The sequence below is a fragment of the Vibrio minamisatsumaniensis genome (genome assembly GCF_050337445.1).
GTDB classification, from domain to species: domain Bacteria; phylum Pseudomonadota; class Gammaproteobacteria; order Enterobacterales; family Vibrionaceae; genus Vibrio; species Vibrio artabrorum.
This window is the reverse complement of record NZ_JAKJSY010000115.1, coordinates 1-7951: the sequence shown is the minus strand read 5'-3', so window position 1 is coordinate 7951 and position 7951 is coordinate 1. Positions and strand designations below refer to the sequence as shown.

General features: G+C 42.3%; 8 protein-coding genes and 1 pseudogene. 3 read left to right on the top strand and 6 right to left on the bottom strand.

Annotated elements, in window-relative coordinates:
* The 4 genes and pseudogenes from L4B77_RS18555 to L4B77_RS18540 all read right to left on the bottom strand — a co-directional run.
* Positions 1–359 (bottom strand): annotated as a pseudogene (locus L4B77_RS18555) (glycosyltransferase); the annotation flags it as partial.
* Positions 352–1404 (bottom strand): glycosyltransferase family 52, encoded by a 1053-nt coding sequence (locus L4B77_RS18550; protein WP_429752246.1) that lies wholly within the window; start codon positions 1402–1404, stop codon positions 352–354. The pseudogene L4B77_RS18555 and the gene L4B77_RS18550, both read right to left, overlap by 8 nt.
* Before the next feature lie 25 nt (positions 1405–1429).
* Positions 1430–2530, bottom strand: coding sequence for a glycosyltransferase (locus L4B77_RS18545; RefSeq protein WP_429752244.1), 1101 nt, complete (start codon positions 2528–2530; stop codon positions 1430–1432).
* A 60-nt stretch (positions 2531–2590) separates the two neighbouring features.
* The gene (locus L4B77_RS18540; RefSeq protein ID WP_372039687.1) at positions 2591–3655 is read right to left on the bottom strand and encodes a CDP-glycerol--glycerophosphate glycerophosphotransferase; all 1065 of its coding nucleotides are present in this window, start codon (positions 3653–3655) and stop codon (positions 2591–2593) included.
* A gap of 113 nt (positions 3656–3768) precedes the next feature.
* Here L4B77_RS18540 and waaA point away from each other — a divergent pair, with 113 nt between their 5' ends.
* Positions 3769–5031 (top strand): lipid IV(A) 3-deoxy-D-manno-octulosonic acid transferase, encoded by a 1263-nt coding sequence (waaA, locus tag L4B77_RS18535; RefSeq protein WP_429752242.1) that lies wholly within the window; start codon positions 3769–3771, stop codon positions 5029–5031.
* 11 nt (positions 5032–5042) lie between these two features.
* Here waaA and L4B77_RS18530 read toward each other — a convergent pair whose 3' ends face one another.
* The gene (locus L4B77_RS18530) at positions 5043–5756 is read right to left on the bottom strand and encodes a 3-deoxy-D-manno-octulosonic acid kinase (RefSeq protein ID WP_429752240.1); all 714 of its coding nucleotides are present in this window, start codon (positions 5754–5756) and stop codon (positions 5043–5045) included.
* A gap of 96 nt (positions 5757–5852) precedes the next feature.
* Between L4B77_RS18530 and L4B77_RS18525 the strand changes: the two genes are divergently transcribed.
* Both L4B77_RS18525 and coaD read left to right on the top strand, forming a co-directional pair.
* Positions 5853–6917 carry a glycosyltransferase family 9 protein gene (locus L4B77_RS18525; protein WP_429752238.1) on the top strand — a complete coding sequence of 355 codons (1065 nt, stop codon included), beginning with the start codon at positions 5853–5855 and terminating at the stop codon, positions 6915–6917.
* Between the two features lies 1 nt (position 6918).
* On the top strand, positions 6919–7401 hold the full coding sequence (gene coaD / locus L4B77_RS18520) for a pantetheine-phosphate adenylyltransferase (protein ID WP_429752236.1): 483 nt from the start codon (positions 6919–6921) through the stop codon (positions 7399–7401).
* On the opposite strand, the gene L4B77_RS18515 is transcribed toward coaD, so the two are convergent.
* The coding region (locus tag L4B77_RS18515) for an acyltransferase (protein WP_429752234.1) at positions 7394–7951 on the bottom strand (558 nt) is incomplete at its 5' end. The genes coaD and L4B77_RS18515 overlap by 8 nt on opposite strands.

Genomic DNA, 7951 nt, shown 5'->3' with positions numbered 1-7951 from the left:
GAACTATGTATAACATGATTTACACGTAAAACACTTTTAGACATAATTTTATCAGCCAAAAGCATGTTACTCAAAACAAAAGCATCTTCTGATATATTTTTTATTATGTAGTCATCTACAGCTCTAGCTATATTCTTCTTGTATGATAAACGACGCAGCCCCTTTTTTGACACATTACAAAAATCACTAACAAAATGTACTCGGTATCCATCAATATTATGTTCTACCGCTTTTTCAATTGACACGATATGGCACTCATAACCTTGGTATTTTTCCATAGCTTTATAAAGGTTAAGTACAAACTTTTCAGCTCCGCCCCCTTTCAAGGCTGATATTACAAAAACCATTTTTCTAATCAAAATTTAAATCCTCTAGCCTTCTCTTAACACCATTCATACTCTTACTCCATTTCAAGTATATTTCACCCTGACGCTCAGCTTCTTCATCATCAATAAGAGTTATACGATTGAAAAATTTTTCGAATCCCATTCCTGCGCTAGAATAAATGGAAACTATATTTAGTTTCCTTCTCTGTGAAAAAAGAAGTAGCTCTAATGGGGTCTTACTATCTACAAATGTCGCCATAGGAAAGAACTCTCTATACTTATCTTCGTTCTCTCTAGGATGAACTTTAAATTGATATGAAATGTTATCTTTTTTAAGTTTATTTACAACTTCTTGATACACCTTCAAAGTGACCTCAGATTTACTCATACCTGCGATTGATATAGGTTGTGTGGCAATAAGAACCTGAGGCAAATGATCAAGGCTAGAACGGTCAACCTTAAAGATAGGCAATAAAAAATCATTGACTATATCGGTATCCACAAAATCGATAGTACTTACCTTAGAATTAATAGCCTTTGGAGCTGAGTCTTTATTCAATAAAAAGATATTGGTGCAACGGACATCATCCCCGAAATACCGATTCTGCCGGTTAATTGAAAACAAGCGTTCAATTGCACTCAGTGGTGACCCACTATAGTTTGACAATCCATCTTCAATCACTTGGTATTGATTAACCAAGTGCCTCAATAATCTCGCTAATCGATTTCTATCATTAAATAAGAATAGGCTGATCTCCGTATTTTGATCAAAACCCAACTCATCTTCAAGCACCAACTTTCTTGTTCGACGCTTAAAGTAAGCACTTGAAATTAAAGCAGTTGCATATAGTTTATGTGCAAACCCCAACAACCCACGATACACCCTCCTTAGTAATAATTTCCTATTCACAAACTTTACCGACACCGAGCGAGGTAACGTCGACAAATCAAACTGCTTTTCGTCTAATCCTTGCTGGTCAAGAATGACAATAATTAGACTATTTTGCTCTGCGTTTTTACTGGCCCTTAAAAGCGCAAACATAAAATGACGCAAAGTGGAGCACATATATAAATCCATCAATACTGACTCTTTTCTTACACCGTTACTTTAACAACCCTTTGTACACTCTAAGTGTTGCCTCAACTCCCTGAGCCACATTGAATTTATCAATAACACGTTGCTTCGCCGCTCTACCGAACTGTTGGCACAACTCTCGATTGTTATAGAGCTTCAGTATAGCATCAGCAAGCTGCTGAGCATCACCAGGGACAACCACGAATCCCGTTTCACCATCAACCACTAATTCAGCATTCCCTCCAGTGTCAGACACAATGGCTGGTATACCATATGAGTTTGCTTCCAAAACAGCCCGGCACAAACCTTCACGCTTGGTTGTTGGCAAGATAGTTAAATCAGAGGCTGCGGCAACCTCTGGTGCATCTGTCCTATAACCTAAGGCATGAACACGATTTGGCTTGCCACTACGAACGATCATCTCTTGTATTTTTTCAGAACTAGGATCTGCGCCCACAAGTAAAACATCAAGGTTTATATCTTTTGGTAAAAGATGAACCGCATCCATCAAAACATGCAGACCTTTTCGTGGCCTTAAGTTGGCAACTAATGAAAGCTTAAAGCTATCCTCATGAAGATTGAGTGACGACAAATTAGCGGGCGATTTTTGGTACCAAGTTTGGTCATGACCTTTATACACGGTTACTGGTTTGTTTTTATCACCCCAAACGTGCTGCTTTAAATCATCTCGAACAGCATTAGCAACGCAAATGATTTTATTCAGTCTTGGATGAAGCATATTAAGATAACTTGCTGGATCAAAACGACTGACATTTCCTGTCTGCCCTCTGTAGGCAATTACTTTGGCCTTTGTTCCAATGGCTGCTGTTGCTCCATTACTGCAAGCTATGTTATTAAATAAGTGAAGGATTTCTATGTCTTCCGACAGGATAATGTTTCGGATTTTTTTGATGGTTGAATATGATAACTTCCTATCTAAAGGATCCGTCATTACTCGAATCCCATGCTGCTCAAAATAGGCAATTAAGCCAGAGCCTGGGTTACACAGGACTGTCACATCAACTTCTCCTGAGTAATGTAACCCTATGATTTGAGAGGCTTCGGGTCTAATAGGGTTAATATTAGGGCGGTTATGGTGAGTTATAGCTAATAGTTTAATTTTATTCATTTATAAATTCATTCTTGGTTGAGTTATTGAAACTAGAGTCAACAATATGCATACCGAAGACTACCACCCCCAATACTTAAGCTTCTTTCTCATTTTGAAGTGTCGCAATAAGTTCATAGGCTTTTTCTTCATGCCAACTAAACCTGATTCTATCAACCCATTCGCGGCTGACAAAATACGATGGCTTGCTTTCCCGTCATGATAGGGATGAATGAACTCACAGTATTCATCTACAGCTTGCATGAGTTCTGGCGGTCTAGATAACGCATTTTCTAATGCTGCTTCGACTAACTGCTTTTCTTCTATGTTCAATAGATGAGGTTTAGGCTGCTGATTTTTAAAAGTAACGACTGGCTTTCGTTGTAACAAAAACATCAGCAATACCGACGAGGTATCACACAGCATAACATCGGCAGCTTGAAGCAATGGAATAACGTTATCCGTTTCCACAAACTTAAGGTTTTCACTCTCTAAGGACTTATACATATCGACAATTTCAGGCGACATTTTAGGGTGGAATTGCACTAACCAACGCCACCTACCACTCTGTGACATGCGCTTCACTTCTTCATATAAATGAGGAGCACACGTAAGGTTGCGGGAAAAAGTGGAACACATCAGAACAACAGGGCGAGAGTCATCATCATTTGAGTATGGGTTCTCATTATGTTGTGAAAACATGGGGTCTAACATTGACCACCCCGTTTCTTTGACCTCAAAAAAACCGTGTTCTGCTTTTAGCTGTAAAAATGGCTCTGTCGTTTGAGGACCTTGAGTACAATACATATCAAAGCACCCTCGAATTTCAAAATGGTCTTCCCTGCCACGTCGATTGAGCTTTCCAGAATTAAAACCATGAAAAACTCCGACTTTAACACCGGGGATAAAACTAGGCACGACATTCCCAGGCACGAATACCGCGTCAGGCTTCCATTGGTTAACATCTTCGATGCTATGTAGCCGTATCTCACCCTCGGTTAAAAAGTGTCCATCAACTTCATCTCCCTCCAAGAACCAACGCACTTCACCCTGATGAGCTAAAATCACTTTCTGCAGAGGACGCAAGATAGCATATGAATAATTTTGTGATATATACATCAAGTAACGGCGATTTTTACAGTTCACAATATTTACCTTTCGTGCCAATTTCTTTAATCACTAGTGTGTGAGTACATTCTAACTTAAGATATAACGAATCAACGATGTTTCTTTATTTTACTCTCGAAGTCCTCATATTTATGCTTATACGACTTATATACACTCTTATATTGTCACTAACCTCACCGCTGCTTCTGTATGGGCTTTATAAGAGCAAGCCCGGAAAACCACGTTTTGGTCAGCGTTGGAAAGAACATTTCGGTATCACACCACAAATTCAAGGTAAAAATCCTATCTGGATTCATGCCGTATCGGTTGGTGAATCTATTGCCGCCATACCAATAATAAAGCAATTGAAGCTGCGAGATCCAAACCAAGCCATTATTGTCACCACCACGACCAGCACAGGCGCAGAGCAAATAGAAAAGCTTGGTGATTTGGTCGAGCATCGCTACATGCCGATTGATTTTTCTTGGTGTGTGCGAAGCTTTCTAAAATCAGTTAAACCAAAGCAGATGTTGATTATGGAAACTGAACTTTGGCCAAACACACTGCATTGCGTGGCGAAAGCTGGCATTCCCATTTCGGTACTCAACGCTCGTCTATCGGAACGCTCATGCCAGCGTTATGCTAAATTCCAAGCCATTTTTGACCTCTTAGCCAAAAACCTCTCTCAAGTACTTTGCCAATACCCAAGTGATGCTGAACGTTTTATACGATTAGGATTAGATAAAGCATCGGTGCATGTGACTGGCTCGATCAAGTTTGATATTGACGTCTCAGCAGAACAAGTATCAAAAGGCAAAGCGTTACGTGAACAAATAGGCTTTGAGCGCGATGTCTGGATTGCAGCAAGCACTCACCAAGGTGAAGATGACCTTATTTTAGACGCTCATAGACAACTTCTACAAGACAACCCGAGTGCGTTATTAATGATTGTGCCTCGTCATCCAGAGAGATTTAATCAAGTGACAGAACTGGCTAAACAACACCAATTCAACACCATCACTCGAACGAGTCAGCAACCCCTCACCGCTGATGTTGAAGTGTATATTGCGGATACGATGGGAGAAATGTTGGTACTACTCGGTGGTGCTGATGTCTGTTTTATGGGCGGAAGCCTTGTGGGCGCTAAAGTAGGCGGCCACAACCTTCTCGAACCCGCAGCCTTGCAATTGCCTTTACTGAATGGCCCTAGCTACTTTAATTTCAGCGAGATCACCGACAAACTGCTTGAAGCTCAAGCTGTCACTATTTGTCAAAACAGCAATGAAATGGCAAGCCAGCTCAGAGAGCTGTTCATCCAACCTGACTTGCGTAAAGAAAGAGGCTTAGCAGCTTATCAAGTGGTTGAGCAGAACCGAGGGGCGCTGGGTAACACCTTGCAACAGATTCTTGGTTAACAACCATTGAATTAACCTTGGTAGCCTTTTAACAACGGCTCCCAATCCGACTCCTGCCATTGAATCTGGCGCTTGTTCACTTCTTTTAAGAACGAGCGCTTTAGGCGATTCAAGTTACCGTCTTTCCAGTCATCACCCGCTTGCTGACCACACTTATCAAAGTCAATAATCCACACGGTTTGCGCACCATCAAGCAGGATATTATGAATGTTGAGATCGGTATGATTGACCCCAGCATCGTGCATCTTGCGTATCTCTTGGCCAATCTTACGATAAATATTCGCATCGATTGGTTTTGCAACCAAAACATCAACGAGATCTTTCGCATTAGGGATTCGTTCCGACATCAAATCAGCACGGTAAAATAGTCCACTTTTCGTCGCTCGTGCGGCAATCGGCCTCGGCACATTGACACCAGCCTTAGCCAATACGTTAAGAACATTAAGCTCCATCGCACAACGCGTGCTCCCCCAATCAGAGAAACGATATTGATCTTCGACGAGCTTTCCAAACAACCCGCCTCGACGATAGTGACGCAACGCAGCTTGCATTCCATCAAGCTGAATAAACCATGTAGTACCGCGACCCTGTGCACTTCCAGAAATGGCATCGTGTTGCTGCCAGTATTCAACCTCGAATATCTGAGCAATATCGTCCTTTGCTACCTGAGTAAGAAGTTTAGGGTCGTACCAAATTGTTTGATTGTTGGTGCTAATCGTTTCCATCGATGAGGCCTTTGGGTCGCTTTTCGTCATTGCTATTTTACAACTAATGCGAGTATCTGCATAATTCTGATGTTATTCACTTTTTTCGAGTACTTTATGTCACTGTTCTCAACTGCACCTCAATCTCTTTGCATACTTCGCCTCTCCGCGATTGGCGATGTTTGTCATGCTATTTCTGTGGTTCAAGCCATCCAGAAGCAGTGGCCCGAAACGAAAATCACTTGGATCACCGGCAAAATAGAAGCCATGCTGATCGGCGACCTGCCGGGTATTGAAGTGATTATTTTCGACAAGAAGCAAGGCTTCAAAGGAATGCGTGAATTATGGCGTCAACTGTCTGATCGTAAATTTGATGCGCTGCTACACATGCAAGCTGCACTCAGAGCCAGTGTACTGTCTTGGGGAATCAAAGCGAAATATAAAGTAGGTTTTGGTAAAAATCGTACTCGTGAAGCGCAGTCACTCTTTACCAATCACCACCTGCCTATTTCAGACAAGTTCCATGTATTGGATAACTTTGCCGAATTTTCCCGCTATATTGGTGTACCCTTCGATAAGCCTCAATGGGATATCCCTTTAACAGCGGAAGACGAACAGTTAGCAATCAGCACCATGGCAGACAAACCGACCTTGGTTATCTCCCCTGCGGCTAGCAAAGATTCTCGCAACTGGCTAACAGAGCGATACGCCGCGATTGCTGACTATGCTATCGAACAAGGCATGCAAGTGGTGTTATGTGGTTCTCCAGCGCCAAGAGAAGTCAACCTAGGTAACGACATCGAAAAATTATGCCAGTCGCCAATCACGAACTTGGTTGGCAAAACGAACTTGAAACAGCTGACTGCCGTACTCAAACATGCAACGGTGGTGTTGGCACCTGATACCGGGCCAGCACACTTGGCAACCACACAGTCGACCCCGGTCATCGGCTTGTACGCACACAGCGATCCTCGTAGAACCGGCCCTTATAATGACCTTGATATCGTGGTCAGTGTTTATCAACAGCACGTAGAGGAGCAACAAGGTAAACCCGTCGCAGACCTTCCATGGGGAACTCGTGCTAAAGGCGATGATCTGATGAAAGACATCACACTCGATATGGTCAAGCAGCAACTCAACAAAGTGTTAAACTCTCGCCAAACATCAAGCAAGGACAGCTAATATGACTACACACGTTATCTACCCAGGAACTTTTGATCCTGTGACCAATGGTCACCTTGATATTATTGTTCGTGCCGCAAGCATGTTTGACCATATCACGGTTGGAGTCGCTGCAAGTCCAAGTAAAAAAACCATGTTTGAGTTAGATGAACGAGTTGAACTGCTGCGTGATGCTGTGGCTCACCTACCTAACGTATCTGTTGAAGGGTTTTCTGGATTACTGGTGGACTTTGCTAAACAGCAGCAAGCCAACGTATTAGTACGCGGTTTAAGAACAACCATGGATTTTGAGTATGAGTTTGGTCTCACTAGCATGTACCGCAAGTTATTGCCGGGGCTTGAAAGCGTGTTCCTTACCCCTTCAGAAGAGTATGCCTTCCTCTCTTCAACCATTGTTCGTGAAGTCGCTATACACGGTGGGGACATTAGTCAGTTTGTACCACAGAAGGTAGCTTCACTTATGGCACATAAAAAAATCAGCTAATATCAAGTCTCTGCTTTGCAGCTTCTATATTCGAAGTGGAGACGCTTCTTGCCCAAAAGCCAAAATCTCGCTTGATAGGCTTGCATGGGATACCAACTGCGATTGTATTTTCAGGTATTGACTTCGTCACAACGCTATTTAAACCAATCACCGAACCACGACCTACCGTTACACCTTTTAATATCGTCGCATTAGAACCAACCCAGACGTGCTTACCCAATGTGATATCACCATAGCTACTGATTTTGATACCGTCGGAATTTAAAATAGGATGACCATCAGCAGTCATCATAGTAACACCTTCAGCAATCATCGAACCATCTCCAACACTCAGATTGATTCTCTCAGACTTGGGCATATTTTCCGAGCGTACATCCGCCTTGCCACTAACAATCGAAGAGAACTGTCCGGACGCATCAGAAATATTTAAGCGCCCTTTCCCCATAGAAACCTCCTCACCAATAGCCATAACCGCATTATTGGATAAGATTTCCACCTTCACATTGTCTAAAATGGTGTTTTTACCAACATAGAATGTATTGTTATCGCC